Annotated in this window: 14 protein-coding genes; 2 read left to right on the top strand and 12 right to left on the bottom strand. The window is 73.9% G+C overall.

What is annotated here, in order from left to right; genetic code table 11:
• Positions 1 to 73: 73 nt before the first annotated feature.
• The 7 genes from ACZ58N_RS16005 to ACZ58N_RS15975 form a co-directional block, all read right to left on the bottom strand.
• Positions 74 to 937, bottom strand: a complete 864-nt coding sequence (locus tag ACZ58N_RS16005; protein ID WP_389705643.1) for a tyrosinase family protein — start codon at positions 935 to 937, stop codon at positions 74 to 76.
• A gap of 31 nt (positions 938 to 968) precedes the next feature.
• Positions 969 to 1,340, bottom strand: coding sequence for a tyrosinase family oxidase copper chaperone (locus tag ACZ58N_RS16000; protein ID WP_471159501.1), 372 nt, complete (start codon positions 1,338 to 1,340; stop codon positions 969 to 971).
• A 59-nt stretch (positions 1,341 to 1,399) separates the two neighbouring features.
• Complete coding sequence (locus ACZ58N_RS15995; protein ID WP_471159499.1) at positions 1,400 to 1,954, bottom strand: GNAT family N-acetyltransferase; 555 nt, start codon at positions 1,952 to 1,954, stop codon at positions 1,400 to 1,402.
• A 373-nt stretch (positions 1,955 to 2,327) separates the two neighbouring features.
• Positions 2,328 to 3,377 (bottom strand): hypothetical protein, encoded by a 1,050-nt coding sequence (locus ACZ58N_RS15990; protein WP_471159497.1) that lies wholly within the window; start codon positions 3,375 to 3,377, stop codon positions 2,328 to 2,330.
• A gap of 115 nt (positions 3,378 to 3,492) precedes the next feature.
• Complete coding sequence (locus ACZ58N_RS15985; RefSeq protein ID WP_471159495.1) at positions 3,493 to 4,614, bottom strand: acyl-CoA dehydrogenase family protein; 1,122 nt, start codon at positions 4,612 to 4,614, stop codon at positions 3,493 to 3,495.
• Positions 4,611 to 5,801, bottom strand: a complete 1,191-nt coding sequence (locus ACZ58N_RS15980) for an acyl-CoA dehydrogenase family protein (RefSeq protein ID WP_471159493.1) — start codon at positions 5,799 to 5,801, stop codon at positions 4,611 to 4,613. Before ACZ58N_RS15980 ends, ACZ58N_RS15985 begins: the two co-directional genes overlap by 4 nt.
• The gene (locus ACZ58N_RS15975) at positions 5,798 to 6,781 is read right to left on the bottom strand and encodes an NADPH:quinone oxidoreductase family protein (RefSeq protein ID WP_471159491.1); all 984 of its coding nucleotides are present in this window, start codon (positions 6,779 to 6,781) and stop codon (positions 5,798 to 5,800) included. The genes ACZ58N_RS15980 and ACZ58N_RS15975 overlap by 4 nt, the downstream gene beginning before the upstream one ends.
• Positions 6,782 to 7,002: 221 nt before the next feature.
• On the opposite strand from ACZ58N_RS15975, the gene ACZ58N_RS15970 reads away from it, so the two are divergent.
• Together ACZ58N_RS15970 and ACZ58N_RS15965 are read left to right on the top strand one after the other, a co-directional pair.
• The gene (locus tag ACZ58N_RS15970) at positions 7,003 to 8,127 is read left to right on the top strand and encodes a hypothetical protein (RefSeq protein ID WP_471159489.1); all 1,125 of its coding nucleotides are present in this window, start codon (positions 7,003 to 7,005) and stop codon (positions 8,125 to 8,127) included.
• Between the two features lie 138 nt (positions 8,128 to 8,265).
• Positions 8,266 to 9,162: an SDR family oxidoreductase gene (locus ACZ58N_RS15965; protein ID WP_471159487.1), complete on the top strand. Its 897-nt coding sequence runs from the start codon at positions 8,266 to 8,268 to the stop codon at positions 9,160 to 9,162.
• Between the two features lie 90 nt (positions 9,163 to 9,252).
• Here ACZ58N_RS15965 and ACZ58N_RS15960 read toward each other — a convergent pair whose 3' ends face one another.
• The 5 genes from ACZ58N_RS15960 to ACZ58N_RS15940 form a co-directional block, all read right to left on the bottom strand.
• A complete protein-coding gene (locus ACZ58N_RS15960) occupies positions 9,253 to 10,086 on the bottom strand; it encodes an enoyl-CoA hydratase/isomerase family protein (RefSeq protein ID WP_471159485.1) in 834 nt (277 codons plus the stop codon).
• A gap of 69 nt (positions 10,087 to 10,155) precedes the next feature.
• Positions 10,156 to 10,920: a PIG-L deacetylase family protein gene (locus ACZ58N_RS15955; RefSeq protein WP_471159483.1), complete on the bottom strand. Its 765-nt coding sequence runs from the start codon at positions 10,918 to 10,920 to the stop codon at positions 10,156 to 10,158.
• A gap of 212 nt (positions 10,921 to 11,132) precedes the next feature.
• Positions 11,133 to 12,443 (bottom strand): alpha/beta fold hydrolase, encoded by a 1,311-nt coding sequence (locus ACZ58N_RS15950; protein WP_471159481.1) that lies wholly within the window; start codon positions 12,441 to 12,443, stop codon positions 11,133 to 11,135.
• A 245-nt stretch (positions 12,444 to 12,688) separates the two neighbouring features.
• Complete coding sequence (locus tag ACZ58N_RS15945; protein WP_471159479.1) at positions 12,689 to 13,774, bottom strand: S-(hydroxymethyl)mycothiol dehydrogenase; 1,086 nt, start codon at positions 13,772 to 13,774, stop codon at positions 12,689 to 12,691.
• A gap of 128 nt (positions 13,775 to 13,902) precedes the next feature.
• Positions 13,903 to 14,886, bottom strand: a complete 984-nt coding sequence (locus tag ACZ58N_RS15940; protein ID WP_471159477.1) for a LysR family transcriptional regulator — start codon at positions 14,884 to 14,886, stop codon at positions 13,903 to 13,905.
• Between the last annotated feature and the right edge of the window lie 65 nt (positions 14,887 to 14,951).

Here is a 14,951-nt window from a genome sequence, read left to right as displayed (position 1 = left end):
GCCCCACTGGTCAAGGCCCCCGGCTTACGGCCGGGGGCCTTTCGCGTGTGCGGCGTCGGGCCCCCGAGCGGGGTCATTCGTAGCGGTAGGTGCCCTGGTGGCCGAGCATCTCGCGCGGGGTGACGTCCCAGGGGGGCATCGGCTCGTCGAGGGCGATGACCCTGCCGCGCTGGAGATCGCCGTAGCCGAGGGGGGCGGCGGGCAGGTAGCCGGAGCGGGGGTGCTTCTGCTGCCAGCGGTCCCAGATCAGGTCGACGAAGGCGTGGTGCAGCCAGAAGGCCGGGTCGTTGGGGGCCGTCCCGCCGGTCATGTGCCCGCCGATCCACTGGTGGACCTTGTTGTGGTTGCGCCAGCGTTCGCTCTTCGGGGCGGCCCACCCCTCCAGCTTGTTGCGGAAGCCGCCGGCGGTGGCGGTGGAATCCCACGGCGAGGTGTCGTAGGCCGGGTCGTCGAGGGCCCACTGGAGTTCCGCCGCCGTCGGCAGGGTGATCGGGTTCCCGGGGCGGCCGAGGTTACGGGTGAGGAAGCGGGCCTCGGTGACGCCGACGGTGACCGTCCAGTTGCCCCGGTCGTAGGCGAAGGGGCCCGTCATGACCCGCCGGTCGCTCTCCCGGCCGGTCCCGCCGAGGAAGTCGTCCGCCCACAGCGAGGAGACGGGGCTGGTGTCGGTCGTCCAGTCCCAGTAAGGGACGGAGACCCCCGGATCGACGGTCCGCAGCTGCTGTTCGAACTCCAGCAGGTAGCGCCGGTGCCAGGGGAAGAACGACGGGGACATGTGGCCCACGCGGAGCTTGCGGTCCCGGTCCGGGACGAAGTACTTGTCGTGGGTGCGCACGAACGCGTCGTAGGTGCCGTTGCGCTTCAGTTCCAGCACGGCCGCCGTGAAGCGCTTCTTCTGGGCACTGGTCAGGTTCTTCTGGTTCTGCCGGGTGTACAAGGGGCTCCTCCCGATTCCCGATTCCCGTCCCTCAGCCGTGGTGCGGGGCCGCGAGGGCCAACTGGGTCGTGCCCAGTTCGTCGACGGCCGCCCGGGCCAGCTCCATCGGGGTCCCGTAGGACTGGAAGTGGTTGATCCCGCTCAGGTAACTGCCGTCTGCGCGGCGCATGACGTGCAGGGGGCGCCCGTCGATGCGGACCGTCGCGGAGACCGGGTCGATCGCGATGTGCCTGCCGCGGTACGTCTCCTCGGCGAGGGGGGCCGGGGTCAACGTCTGGCGGGGGCGCCGGGCCCGCAGTACGGGAGCCACGGCAGCGGCCGTCCCGGCGACCACGGCCGCGGTGAAGGCCGTACGGAGGAACGCGCGACGGGTGGGTGGTGCGGCGCCGGGGCTTGCGTACATACGGTCTCCCTCGCTCTGTGGTCCGCGTTACGGGGTCTAACGCGGAGCGGCGGGCGAGGTCACCTCTCCGGCTCGTCGTCCTTCGGGTGCTTGTAGAAGAGGGTGGTCGGGCGCAGTCGGCCCTCGGGGTCGGTGGCGTAGTCCGGGATGGTGCCGGCCTCGGTCCAGCCCGCCGAGCGGTAGACCCGCTCGGCACCGCTGCCCGTCTCGGTGTCGAGGAACAACAGCACCACTCCGGCGCGGGCGGCCTGCGCCTCCGCCTCGGCGAGCAGCGCCCGGGCCGTGCCGCGGCCACGGGCGGCCGGATGGACCATCAGCTTGCGCAGTTCGGCACGGTGACGGCCGTTGGGCTTCGATTCGCGGTACCAGGCGACGGTGCCGTCGAGGGCGCCGTCCGCGCCACGGGAAATCCACAGGGCGAGGGAGCCGTCCTCGACGGAGGGCGCCAGGGAGTCCCACCAGTCGACGGCGCCCGCGTGGTCGAGGCCGGAGAGGAATCCGAGGGAGGCGCCGCCCTCGACGATGTCGACGAGGAGAGCGGCGAGTTCGTCGCGGTGGGCGCGCAGGTCGGGGGCGGAGAGCCGGGTGATGGCGGCCGTCGTACGGTGCGTCATGCGGTGAGGATAGGGATCGGCCCCGGCTCCCTCGCGGGCGGGGCGGGCGGAGTCCGCGGGAGTCAGCGGCCGACCTGAGGGCGAGGCGAGGCACCCGCCGGCCCCGGTGCGGGGCTCCGGCCCGGTGGAGGCCCGGGGAGGGCGTGCGGCACGGCGTCTCCTTCGCGGTGCCGGCGGGCTGCGGCGGACCCTCCAACGGCCGGGCGACTCGTCGAGCGGCCGGCCGGGCGACTCGTCGAGGCTGCGCGGACCTTCGCCGAACGCCCCGTCGGCCGTGGTGCCGCTCCCGCCCTCCTTCGACCGCCGAGCGTGCCCCGACCAAACGTCGCGCCGTCCCGTGCTCCGCCTCCGGGGCCCGCACCCCCGGCCAGGTTCAGCCGAGCCGTGTCGCGCCCGGTCCCGCCGTCGACCTCGCGGTGTCCGCCGCCGGGAAATCGTGAGCCGGGAGATCGGTGGCCGGAGGATCGACGGCGGGCGGATCGGCGGGCGGGGACGGTATGCGGGTGTGCGTCAGGGTGCGGAGCATGGCCGCGCCCGCCAGCACGGCGGCCAGGTGCACCGTGCAGGAGACGGCGGGATGCTCCGGCGGGATGAGGTCCGGGGGCAGGGCCACTGCCGCGTACAGGGTGAGTGGCAGCTTCCACGCGCTCCACGCGAAGAGCGAGCCGGAGCCGATCCAGCCGAGCACCAGGGGCACCCCGCGGGGCAGCCCGGCCGGACGGCTCCGTGCGAGCGTCCAGACGGCGGCGGAGCCGGTGAACGCCCAGAAGGCACCGATGGCACCGAGGACGTAACCGTCGGTGGTCCGCCGGTCCGGGTGTGCGACGCCGATCGTCCCGCCGAGCGCCCAGTGGAGCCAGACCAGGCCGACAAGCGCGCCGAGGACGGCTCCCCACGGCGGTGAGCTGCGCGGGCCGTCGCCGACGCGCCCGGAGAAGGCAGCCGGCCGGCGGCGCCGCAGATACGCGGGGACCGCGAGGGTCAGGCCCAGCCCCACCCCCAGGAGGCTGGCCTGGAGGAGAAGCCCTTCCCAGCGCGGCATGACGGGGTCTTCCCCTCCGGACCCACCACCGCCCGAACCGCCCGGGTCCCCGCCCGCTTCCAGGAGCGTCGAGAGCACGCCGAACGGCAGGAGGGAGACGAGGAATCCCGACCCCACCCACGCGCAGAACGCGACGGGCGCCAACGGCATCCGCATCCCCCAGGGCCGCACCAGCGCGAGGGACATGACGATCCCCGTCGCGGCCATGACGACGGTGACGGTGTTGAGCACCACCCATTCGGCCAACCCGAGGCCCTGGCCGACGGGCAGCGCGCCCGCCAGGGCCCCGGCCACCCACACGACCTTGATCACCAGGTACGGCGTCAGCGCGAGCGCGGCCCCGTGGGCCGCGATCCGCCCGGCCTTGTCCCACCCGTCCATCGGGTCCCCCTCCTCCGGCAGTGATCCCACTCTCGGACACCACCGGCAAGGGCCACGACCCCCGCTCGGGGGATGCGTCTCCCCCACCCGGGGGAGACGCATCCCACCGCCGGGCCTACGGAGCCGGGAGCTCCGCGAAGTCCGCGACGAGACCCCTGTGGTGGCCGGCCGTACCGAGCGCCAGCGAATCCGCCTTGGCCCGCTTGAGGTAGAGGTGGGCCGGATGCTCCCAGGTCATGCCGATGCCGCCGTGGAGCTGGACGCACTCCTCGGCCGCCCGGACGGCGACGCCCGAGCAGTGGGCCTGGGCCACGGCGACCGTGAGGGGCGCGTCCGCGGCTCCGGTGGCGAGGGCGTCTGCGGCGGCCCTGGCCGCCGCGCGGGCGGAGGCCACGTCGAGCCACAGCCGCGCGAGGCGGTGCTTGAGGGCCTGGAAGGAGCCGACCGGTCGGTTGAACTGGTGTCGGCCGCGCACGTATCCGACGGTCTCCGTCAGGCACCACTCGGCGATTCCGAGCTGTTCGGAGGCGAGCAGGCCGGCTCCGCCGAGCAGGGCGCCGGCGACGGCCGCGCGGGCGGTGGCGGGGTCGGCGAGCAGGGTGCCGGGCGAGCCGTCGAGGGTCACTCCGGCGAGGGGACGGGTCAGGTCCAGCGGGACGGACGCCGTGAGGCGGGCGGAGGCCGCGGGGACGGAGTGGAGTCCGGTGTCGGCGATGACCAGCAGGACATCGGCGGCCCCGGCGTCCGCGACGGAGGTGATCCTGCCCGTCAGCACGCCTCCCCCGGAGTCCCGCGCGGGCTCCGGCAACGGGGCTCCCGGGGCCAGGGTCAGCGGCAGGGCCGGTACGCAGACCTGCCGTCCGGAGGCGAGTTCCCCGAGCAGCGCGGCGACTTCGGGGGTCGAGGTGTCGCAGCCGAGCAGGATCTCCGTGGCGAGGACGGAACTCGTGAGGTACGGGAGGGGGGCGACCCGGCGCCCGAGTTCCTCCAGGACGACGGCGGCCTCCCGGTGGCTCGCACCCTGGCCGCCGAGCTTCTCGGGAACGAGGAGTCCGGCGGCTCCGATCCCGGTGGCCAAGGTGCGCCAGAGCTGCGGGTCGTGGGGCCGGCCGGTCTCGGCGCGCGCGAGGACGGTCGCCGCGTCGCACCGGTCGGCGAGCAGGTCCCTTACGGCGGAACGGAGTTCCTCCTCGGTTTCGGAGTACAGCAGGTCGAAGGGGGCGCGCTCGGCCGTCATCGGGAGAGGTCCTTCCAGGCGAGGTCCTTGTCGTCGCGCGGCTCGGCGGGCAGGCCGAGAACGCGTTCGGCGACGATGTTGAGGAGGATTTCGCTGGTGCCGCCCTCGATGCTGTTGCCCTTGGCGCGGAGGTAGCGGTATCCGGCGTCGCGGCCGGTGAAGTCGACGGTTTCGGGCCGGCGCATCGTCCAGTCCTCGTACAGCAGTCCCTCCTCGCCGAGGAGTTCCACCTCCAGGCCGCTGATCTCCTGGTTGAGGCGGGCGAAGGTGAGCTTCATGCCGCTGCCCTCGGGGCCGGGTTGTCCCGCGGAGAGCTGCTGGCGCAGCCGTTCGCCGGTCAGGCGGGCCACCTCGGCCTCGACCCACAGTTCGAGGAGCCGCTGGTGCAGGGCGTGGGTGCGCAGGGCGGGGCGTTCGCGCCAGGCCGCGGCGACGGGGGCGATCATGCCGCCCTCGCGGGGGATGCGCATGCCGCCGATGGAGACGCGTTCGTTCATCAGCGTGGTGCGGGCGACCGCCCAGCCGTCGCCGACGGCGCCGAGGCGGTGGGCGTCGGGGATGCGGACGCCGGTGAGGAACACCTCGTTGAACTCGGCCTCCCCGGTGATCTGGCGCAGCGGCCGGACCTCGACGCCGGGGGCGTGCATGTCGCACAGGAAGTAGGTGATGCCGCGGTGCTTGGGCAGGGTGGGGTCGGTGCGGGCGATGAGGATGGCCCAGCGGGCGGTGTGGGCGCTGGAGGTCCACACCTTCTGCCCGTCGACGACCCATTCGCCGTGTTCCTCGTCGAGGACGGCTCGGGTGCCGAGCGCGGCGAGGTCGGAGCCGGCGCCGGGCTCGCTGAAGAGCTGGCACCAGACTTCCTCGCCGGTCCACAGGGGGCGCAGGAAGCGGGCCTTCTGCTCGTCGGTGCCGTAGGCGAGGATCGTGGGCGCGGCCATGCCGAGACCGATGCCGATGCGCCGCGGGTCGTTGTCGGGGGCTCCGGCGGCTTCCAACGCGGCGTCCACGGCGGCCTGGAGGGCGCGGGGCGCGCCGAGGCCGCCGAGTCCCTCGGGGTAGTGCACCCAGGCGAGGCCGGCGTCGAAGCGGGCTCGCAGGAAGTCGATCGGCGTGGCGGTGGCCGGCGGGTGGTTGGCGAGGAGTTCGTCGGTGCGGGCGGCGAGGTCGGCTGCGGTGACGGTCATCGGGTGCCTCCGTGGAGGGCGGGTACGACGACCAGCCGGCCGGTCGTGGTGCCGTCGGCGAGGCGCTGTACGGCGTCGGCGGCGTCGGCGAGCGGGACGCGTTCGCTGATCAGGGGTTTGATGGCGCCTTCGGCGGCGAGGCGGGTGAGTTCGCCGTGGCAGGCGAGGACGGCCGCGGGGTCCTTGGTGGCGTACAGGCCCCAGTGCAGGCCGAGGACGGCGTAGTTCTTGACGAGGGCGTGGTTGAGGGCGGGGGTGGGGACCGTGCCGCCGGCGAAGCCGACGATCACGATGCGGCCCTCGAAGGCCACGCACTTGGCGGAGGCGTTGTAGGCGTCGCCGCCGACGGGGTCGTAGACGACGTCGGCGCCGTGTCCGCCGGTGAACTCCTTGACCCGGGCGGCGATCCCGGCGGTGTCCTCGTCCGTGCGGTCGATGACGAGGTCGCAGCCGAGTTCCTCGGCGATGAGCGCCTTGGCCTTGCCGCCGACGACGCCGATGACGGTGGCTCCGGCGGCCTTGCCGAGTTGGACGGCGGCGCTGCCGACGCCGCCGGCCGCGGCGTGCACGAGGAGCGTCTCGCCGCTCCGCAGGCGGGCGCGGCGGTGGAGACCGAACCAGCCGGTCTGGTAGCCGACGTGCAGGGCCGCCGCTTCGGCGTCGTCGAGGGTCTCGGGGGCCGGGAGCAGGCCCCGCTCGGGGGCGGTGACGTATTCGGCGAAGCCTCCGTGGGGCAGGCTCGGGTTGGCGATGACGCGACGGCCGTCCTCGGTCTCTCCGCAGATCTCCACGCCGGGGGTGAAGGGCAGCGGGGGCCGGATCTGGTACTGCCCGCGAGCCAGTAGCGCGTCGGGGAAGTTGATGTTGGCGGCGAGTACCTTGAGCCTCACCTCGCCCTCGCCGGGCACGGGTTCGGGAACCTCTTCGAGGCGCATGGCCTCGCGGGGCTCTCCGTGGGTGTGTACGCGCCATGCCTGCATCCGGGGCCTCCAGCCGCCGTCGAGGAACCATGCTCGGCGGCATACTAAGCGGTCGCTTGCACTCTTGGGAACCGGCCCGTCCGGGGCGAAATCCGGACGTTCCCGAAACGGTGGGCATCCTTCCGGCCAGCGCACGACGTCTCTGCGGGCAGCATGTGACCCGTACGCGTCATGACATGGCGTGGTACGTCACCCGACCCGGGGGGAATCGAATGAAGCGCATGACGGCAGCGGCGGGGGCCGCGGTCGCTCTGGCGGGGCTGATCACGGCGGGCGGTCCGGCCGCCGCGGCGCCTCCGCTCTGCAAGCCCGACGTCCTACGTCTGCAGGCCCTGCCCGACGGGCCGGCCGGCGGTTCCTTCGGCGACCGGGTGAACGCGCTGGGCTCCGGCGACCTGGCGGTCGGCACCTCGAAGCAGCGTCCCGCGTACTGGCAGGGCACCCGCGTCCACGCGGTGCCGCTGCCCGCCGGGTACGCCACGGGCGAGGTCCGGTCGGTCAACTCCAAGGGGCTGATGGCCGGCACCCTGAAGCAGGCGAACAGCGACAACCGGGTGCTGTTCACCTACCGGAAGGGCGCGCCGGCCGTACGGCTGCTGAGCGCACCGGCCCCGTCACCGTACGAGGGCAAGGCATTCGTCAATGACTCGGGCCGCGTGGCGGGCCTGGACGGCACGGTCGCCAAGGAGTGGGTGAACGGGCAGCCCGTCCGCACCCTGGAACTCCCGCCGGGCACCGATTCCCGGACCCGGATCACCGAGGTCAACGGCATCAACGGGCGGGGGGACATCCTGGGCTCCGCCCTCCTGCAGCACGAGACGCAGGACGGGATCGTCCACCGCTCCTTCCCCGTGGTGTGGCCCGCCGGCGGCGGGCCCGCGCAGGGGCTGACGCCGGTGAGCGAGGGCGACTACTTCCGCACGACCGTTCCGACGGGCATCGACAGCGCGGGCACGGTCGTGGGCCACGAATCGGAGGGTTGGCGCGACGTCCGGCGCGATGTCGCCCACCTGTGGCGGAGCCCGTACACGGCCGCCCCCGCGGCGGTTCCCGACCTGCCCGGTCAGACCGAACTGCTGACGAGCGGGATCAGTCCGACCGGCCGGGTGATGGTGGGCACGGCCTACTCCTGGGAGGACTACTCCTACCCGAAGCCCACCCAGGCCGCCCATTGGACCGGCAACGGCCCGGTGAAGGCCCTCCCCACGCCGACGGCCGGGGCGCACGGCGAGGCGACGGCGGTGTCGGGCGACGACCGGGTCGCCGGAGCCGAATGGTCGCCGGCCACGAACGGGTTGCTCGTGTGGACGTGCGCGTCACGGCAGGCGACCATCCCCCAGCCCTGACGGTCGGGCGTCGGAGCCACCCGACACCGTGCGGCGGATGACGACCCGGCGGGCGCGGCGGGACCAGGGAGGTCCCGGATCCGGTCCGGCCCGTCACGGGCATGGTGATCCGAGCGTCCGCACGCTATCGATGGGCGCATGGACAACCAGCCGCGCGGCCTGCCCGCGCCTCCCCCGCCCGGATCCGCCGCGCTGCCCCCCGGTACCTACGCGGGGCAGGTCGTCCTCGTGACGGGTGGCGGGTCGGGGCTGGGCAGGGCCATCGCCGCCGAGTTCGCCCGGCTCGGCGCCGATCTGGTCATCGCGGGCCGTCGCTCCGAACAGTTGGCGGCGGCCTGCGGGGAGTTGGCCGCCGTCCCCGGGGCGGGCCGGGTGACGGCCGCCGTCTGCGACATCCGCGACCCCGAACGGGTCGCGGACGTCTTCGACGCCTCGGAGGCGGCGCTCGCCCTCCCCGACGTCCTCGTCAACAACGCCGCCGCCAACTTCCCCTGCCCGGCGGAGGACCTGTCCCCCAACGCGTGGCGGGCCGTCGTCGACACCACCCTGACCGGCACCTGGTTCATGACCCGCGAGTTCGGTCGCCGCCACCTCGCGGCGGGCACCCCGGGGTCGATCGTCAATATCGGTGCCTCGTACGCCTGGACGGGCGGCCCCGGTTTCGCCCACAGCGCCGCGGCGAAGGCCGGCGTGAAGAACCTGGTGGAGACCCTCGCCGTCGAATGGGGCCCCTACGGAATCCAGGTCAACGGCCTCGTCCCCGGGCTGTTCCCCCACGAGGACATGACCGAGGACATCCGCGGTGGGCTGGAGCGGGCCGCCCCCGGCGCCAAGGACGCCCGGCAGCCCGCCCTGCGGGTGGGCGTTCCCCGTGAACTGGGCTGGGCCGCGACCTTCCTGGCCTCCCCCTACGCCCGTTTCGTCACCGGGCACACCCTCGTCGTCGACGGCGCCAACTGGCAGCGCCGGAGCCTCGTCAGCCCCGAGGTCGTCCCGCTGCGCGACCAGCTGGGGCGTCCGCCCTTCGGGCACTGACCCGCCGGGGCCGGCACGCGGGGACGGCCGAATCCGCGCACGGGCCGGACGACCGGGCCCGGTGCGAGCGGTACTCCACCCGGCCCGTCCTCACGTCCCCTTGAACTGCGGGGGGCGGTGCGCGGCGCCCGCTCCGTAACCCTCCCGGCAGTCGTCGGAGGTGAGGGTGAGGGCCGCGGTCATGGCGACCCGGTCCAGGGCGGCGGGCAGGGCGGCGTCCGCGAAGGAGTCGACAGCCCGTTTGATGCCCTGGACCGCGAGCGGCGCGTTGGCCGCGATCTCGGCGGTCAGCGTGCGCGAGGTCGCCTCCAGTTCGGACTCGGGCACGACCAGTTGGACCAGGTTGAGGCGCTCCGCGGTGGCCGCGTCGATCCGACGGCCGGTCAGGGCGAGGTACTTGGCCCAGCCCGCGCCGGCCTCACGGGCGATGCGCAGGTCGCCTCCGGCGTCGACGGCCACGCCCAGCCGGGCCTCGGGGAGGGCGAAGACGGCGTCCTCGGAGGCCACCCGGACGTCGGCCATGAGCGCCAGCTCGAAGCCGAAGCCGAGGCAGTAGCCCTGGACGGCGGCGACGACCGGCTGCGGGAGCCGGGCGAGGACCGCGAAGCGTTCGTGGACCCAGCGGATGCCCTCGTAGTAGTTGCGGGTCCGTTCCGCGGCCGACCCGCCCGTGATGGCTCCGCCGGGGGCGGTCACGTCGATGCCCGCGCAGAAGGCCCGTCCCTCGGCCCGCAGCAGGACGGCGCGCACCGAGGGATCGAACCGGATCCGGTCCGCGAGGAGGCCCAACTGGCGGGTGGACTCCCAGCTCCAGCCGTTCAGTTTGTCCGGGCGGCACAGGGTGAGGACCGCGACCGAGTCCTCGACGTCGAGCCGGATGCGTTGCGCACCCTCGCCGATCTCCGTGCCGATGGTGTCGATCACCGTGTCCCGCCCCGTCCCCGTCGAAGCACCCACCCACATCTGACGTACCGTCAGACTAGGGTGCGCGGATCAGCGGGGGAAGACCTCGAACGGCACTGCCGGACGGCCGTCGAAGCGGACCGCGGCCTGCTGGACGTTGCCCGTCAGGAACGAGCGCACGTACTCCTCGGGGTCCTGGTCCGTCAGCACCTCGATGTAGGCCTTGTGCTCCAGCAGCGACTTGATGGCGCGCTCCAGACCGGGGCCGGCGTCGGAGGCGTGCGTCGGCGTGACGGACCCGGACACCGCGACCCAGCGGACCCCGTTCCACGGCTCCAGGCCCTGCTCGGAGATCAGCTCCGGGAAGATCCACCGGTTGCCGGCGTCGGCGGCGGCGTCCAGGGTGGCCCGGCCGACCGCCCGGTGGTCGGGCGTGTTCCAGAAGCCGCCGCCGTCCGCTCCGCCCCAGGTGTCCCGGTGGTTGAGGGTGATCACCAGCTCGGGGCGGTGGCGTCGGATGGCCGCCGCGATGTCCCTGCGCAGGTCCAGGCCGTATTCGACGACCCCGTCGTGGTGGTCGAGGAACTCGACCGTGGACACGCCGACGACGGCCGCGCTCGCCCGCTGCTCCGCCTCGCGCAGCGGGGCGCATTCCGCCGGGGCGATGGTGTCGATGCCCGCCTCGCCCCGCGTGGCCAACACGTAGACGACCTCGCGGCCACCGTCCGTCCAGTCCGCGATGGCCGCCGCGCAGCCGTACTCCAGGTCGTCCGGGTGCGCGACCACCGCGAGGGCGCGCCGCCAGTCGGTGGGCATGGGCTGCAAGGGGGCCTGCTGATCGGCTCGTTCGCTCATGCCCCGCAGAATAGGCGAACGGTGCCCACGGGCAGGTGGTGGCCCTGCGCGACGCGACCGGAATGTTCTTCGGCTCCGCCCGCACCGTGTCCCCCGGCGCGGGGGACACGGCCCGGACGTCGACCGCTCGGTCCGGGCCGCTCGGTCCGGGTCGCTCCTTCGGGGGCGGCGCCGGCGACCGGTCGGTCGTCGAGCGGTTCCACGTCACATCCTCACGGTCGGTCGTCGAGCAGGGTGAGCAGCCGGTCCAGGACGCGGGGGCCTCCGGCGCGGACGCCGTCGTGCTCGAACTCGTCCGTCACCCAGGTCCTCAGGCCCCTGATGGCGCGGGCCGTGCGCAGGGAGTGGTCGGTGTCGACGTACATGTCGTCGTGATAGACGGCGGCCGCGACCGGAACCTCGTTGGCGGCGAGGCGGTCGGCGTCGTACAGCGGCTGCCACCCGGTGCGGGCCGCCAGCAGTTCGGCGGTCTCGCGCAGCGGGGCGAGGGCCGGGTCCGAGGTGAAGTGCCAGGGGTGAATGGTCTCCCCGGTGAACAGGAGCGGTTCGTCGCCCGTGAGGGTCTTGGCCGCGTCGAACCGCGCCAGGCCCGCGCGGACCCGTTCGGCGGCCCAGCCGGTGGGCACGGCCGGGTCCTGGGCGTAGATCGACTCGTGGAGCAGCGCGTAGAGGGGGTGCCCGGCGAAGGAGAGCTGCGCGTGGACGTTCTCCAGGAAGGCGTCGGAGAGGGCGGGCCCGCCCACGGTCGGGACGAAGGCGTCCTCCAGCAGGTGGTGCAGGTGGTGGCTGCCGTCGCCGGAGCCCAGGAGCATGCCGAGGGACTGGAAGGCCTCGACGGTCAGCCGGTAGCCACCGGGGAGCAGGGCGGGCCGCTCGGCGAGGTGGGCGGCGATACGACGGGCGCGTTCCACGTCCATGGGGTAGCGGGCGTAGTGCGCGAGGTTCTTGCGCTCGACGCGCGGGTACGCGGCCTCGTACACCTCGTCCGCGGTGGCGTCGAGGGAGGGCAGTCCGCCGGTGACGACGGCTGCGGTGAGGCCCTCGGGGGCCGTCGAGAGGTAGCGGGTGGCGCAGAACCCGCCGAAGCTCTGACCGAGGACGGTCCAGGGCGCGCCTCCCGTCAGTCCGGGTCGCACGGCCTCCGCGTCCCGGACGATGGAGTCGGACCGGAAGTGCGCCAGGTACTCGGCCTGCTGGGCGGGATTCCCCCGCAGGGGCAGCGTTTGCCGGGTGAGAGGTGTGGAGCGCCCCGTGCCGCGCTGGTCGAGGAGCAGGACGCGGTAGGTGGTGAGCGCCCGCTCCAGCCACGCCTGCCGGCCGACGAACCGTCGCGCACCGAAGCCCGGACCGCCCTCCAGGTACAGCAGCCAGGGCAGTCGTTCGGGGTCCTGTCCACCGGCCACGACCTCACGGGCGTAGAGCTCGATCCGCTCGCCGTCGGGGCGGGAGTGGTCGAGGGGGACGGTGAAGTGGTGGTCGGTGAGGACGACACCGGGCTGGCGGTAGCTGTGGGCGACGGTCACGAACGGCCCCTGGGGTGTGGGTACGGATCCCGCGCGCCCGCGCCCCGGCCGGATCGCGGCGGGGTGCGGGGCGGGGATTTCGGCGGACGGGCCGAGTGTAGGTCGTGGCCCCGCGGCCCGGCCGAGCAGCGCGGTGCCGGGGCGGGCGCCACGGCACCGGCCATCACGCCGCCACGGCATCCGGCCGCCACGCCACCCGGCCGCCGCGTCCTCGGATCCGGGCCTCCGTCAGAACCGGGCCTCCGTCAGAACTGGACCACCGAGCGGAGGACCTCGCCCCGTTCCATCCGGGCGAAGGCCTCCTCCACGCCGTCGAGCGGAATGGTCTCGGAGACGAAGGCGTCGAGGTCCAGCCGTCCCTGGAGGTACAGGTCGATCAGGAGGGGGAAGTCGCGCTCGGGCAGGCAGTCCCCGTACCAGGACGACTTGAGGGCGCCGCCGCGCCCGAAGACGTCCAGCAGGGGGAGTTCGAGCTTCATCTCGGGCGTCGGGACACCCACCAGGACGACGGTGCCGGCGAGGTCGCGGGCGTAGAAGGCCTGCCGGTACGTCTCGGGGCGGCCGACGGCCTCGATGACGACGTCGGCGCCGTTGCCGCCCGTCAGTTCCTGGATCGCCTTGACGACGTCCTGCGTACCGCCGTTGACCGTGTGGGTGGCTCCGAGGCCGCGCGCCCACTCCAGCTTCCGGTCGTCGAGGTCGACGGCGATGATCCGGGAGGCTCCCGCGAGCCGGGCTCCGGCGACCGCCGCGCTGCCCACTCCCCCGCAACCGATGACGGCGACCGAGTCCCCGCGGCCGACGTTGCCCGTGTTCAGGGCGGCGCCGAGGCCGGCCATCACCCCGCAGCCCAGGAGGCCGGCGGCGGCGGGCGAGGCGGCCGGGTCCACCTTGGTGCACTGTCCGGCGGCCACGAGGGTCTTCTCGGCGAAGGCTCCGATGCCCAGCGCCGGGGACAGCGGCGTGCCGTCCTCCAACGTCATGGACTGACCGGCGTTGTGCGTGGCGAAGCAGTACCAGGGGCGGCCGCGGCGGCACGCCCGACAGTTCCCGCACACCGCGCGCCAGTTGAGGACCACGAAGTCACCGGGGGCCACTGAGGTGACGTCCGGGCCGACGGACTCGACGACGCCGGCCGCCTCGTGGCCGAGGAGGAACGGGAACTCGTCGTTGATCCCGCCCTCCCGGTAGTGCAGATCGGTATGACAGACCCCGCAGGCCTGGATCTTGACCAGGGCCTCTCCGGGCCCCGGGTCGGGCACGAGGATCGTGGTCACCTCCACCGGTGCGCCCTTGCCGCGCGCGATGACCCCTCGTACACGATGCGTCACGTCGTACCCCGCTCTGGTAGTTCGGTCCCGGTGCCGCGGTCCTGTGGTCTCAGGGTCTCTGGACCTCGGATCTCCGGCACCTCTGGATCAACGAACGTACACGGGCCGCGGGCGGTGCGGGAGCCGTGTCACGTTCCGGCGCTCCGACCGGCCAGATCCGACGGTAGGGCGGATCGCAGCGAAGCGGTGAACGCGGCCACGGCGGGGTGCGCGCCGGCTCCGCTGCGGAAGGCGATCCGGGTACGTCGTTCCATGCGCAGCCGGGTGAGGGCGACGCCCGGCACCTCGGGTCCCGGGGTCCCGAGCTGCGGCACCACGGCGACCCCGAGCCCCGCCGAGACGAGGGCGAGGACGGTGGCGAACTCGTCGACCCGGTGCCGGACGCGCGGGCTGAAACCGGCGGCCTGGCAGGCCCGGACCGTCATGGCGTGGCAGAGCGTCCCGGGCGTGGCGGTGATCCAGGGGGCGTCCCGGTGGGACCGCAGGACCTCGTCCTGGCCGGGCGCGGCACCGGGGTCGGGGGCGCTGCCGGGGAGCGGGCCGGGGAGCGGCGTTCCGTCGGTGCCCGGCTCCGGTCCGGTGGCGGGGGCCGCCAGGTACATGGCCTCGCGGTACAAGGGACGGGTGGTCAGGCCCGGTTCCTCCGGGTCGGGGACGAAGTCGTAGGAGTGGACCAGCGCCACGTCCAGCTCACCGGCCCGCAGCGCGTGCGCGACGGCGGCCGGATCGGTCTCGCTGAGCATCGGCTCCAGCCCCGGGTGGCGCCGGGCCAGGTCGGCGAGGGCCGCCGGGACGATGGCCCGGGTCGCGGTGGGGAAGGCCCCGATGCGCAGGGCTCCGGCCAGGCCGGTGCGGGCCTCGGCGAGTTCCGCGTCGGCCTGCTCCAGTCGTTCGAGGACGACCTCGGCGTGGCGGACCAGGTTCTGCGCGGCCGGGGTGAGGCGGACCCGGCGCCCGGTGCGTTCGAGGAGCGGTAGCCCCGCCTCGCGTTCGAGGACGCCGAGTTGCTGGGATACCGCCGATGGGCTGAAGGACAGGGACTCGGCCACGGCGGCGATGGTGCCGCGCCGGGCGAGTTCGCGCAGCAGGCGCAGGCGGCGTACGTCGAGCATCGGATCAGCTTACGGTTCGGGTAAGGAATACGAACTGGATTCGACGGTCGTCGCGGGCGAGGCTC

The sequence above is a fragment of the Streptomyces sp. NPDC040432 genome, assembly GCF_055595445.1.
This window is presented reverse-complemented; position numbering and strand designations above follow the sequence as displayed.

Excerpts from the sequence above, each read along its gene's own strand:
- ACZ58N_RS15990 (WP_471159497.1), bottom strand. The coding sequence starts at position 3,377 with ATGGACGGGTGGGACAAGGCCGGGCGGATCGCGGCCCACGGGGCCGCG.
- ACZ58N_RS15965 (WP_471159487.1), top strand. The coding sequence starts at position 8,266 with ATGGACAACCAGCCGCGCGGCCTGCCCGCGCCTCCCCCGCCCGGATCC.
- ACZ58N_RS15940 (WP_471159477.1), bottom strand. The coding sequence starts at position 14,886 with ATGCTCGACGTACGCCGCCTGCGCCTGCTGCGCGAACTCGCCCGGCGC.
- ACZ58N_RS15975 (WP_471159491.1), bottom strand. The coding sequence starts at position 6,781 with ATGCAGGCATGGCGCGTACACACCCACGGAGAGCCCCGCGAGGCCATG.
- ACZ58N_RS15970 (WP_471159489.1), top strand. The coding sequence starts at position 7,003 with ATGACGGCAGCGGCGGGGGCCGCGGTCGCTCTGGCGGGGCTGATCACG.
- ACZ58N_RS15980 (WP_471159493.1), bottom strand. The coding sequence starts at position 5,801 with ATGACCGTCACCGCAGCCGACCTCGCCGCCCGCACCGACGAACTCCTC.
- ACZ58N_RS15955 (WP_471159483.1), bottom strand. The coding sequence starts at position 10,920 with ATGAGCGAACGAGCCGATCAGCAGGCCCCCTTGCAGCCCATGCCCACC.
- ACZ58N_RS15985 (WP_471159495.1), bottom strand. The coding sequence starts at position 4,614 with ATGACGGCCGAGCGCGCCCCCTTCGACCTGCTGTACTCCGAAACCGAG.
- ACZ58N_RS16000 (WP_471159501.1), bottom strand. The coding sequence starts at position 1,340 with ATGTACGCAAGCCCCGGCGCCGCACCACCCACCCGTCGCGCGTTCCTC.
- ACZ58N_RS15995 (WP_471159499.1), bottom strand. The coding sequence starts at position 1,954 with ATGACGCACCGTACGACGGCCGCCATCACCCGGCTCTCCGCCCCCGAC.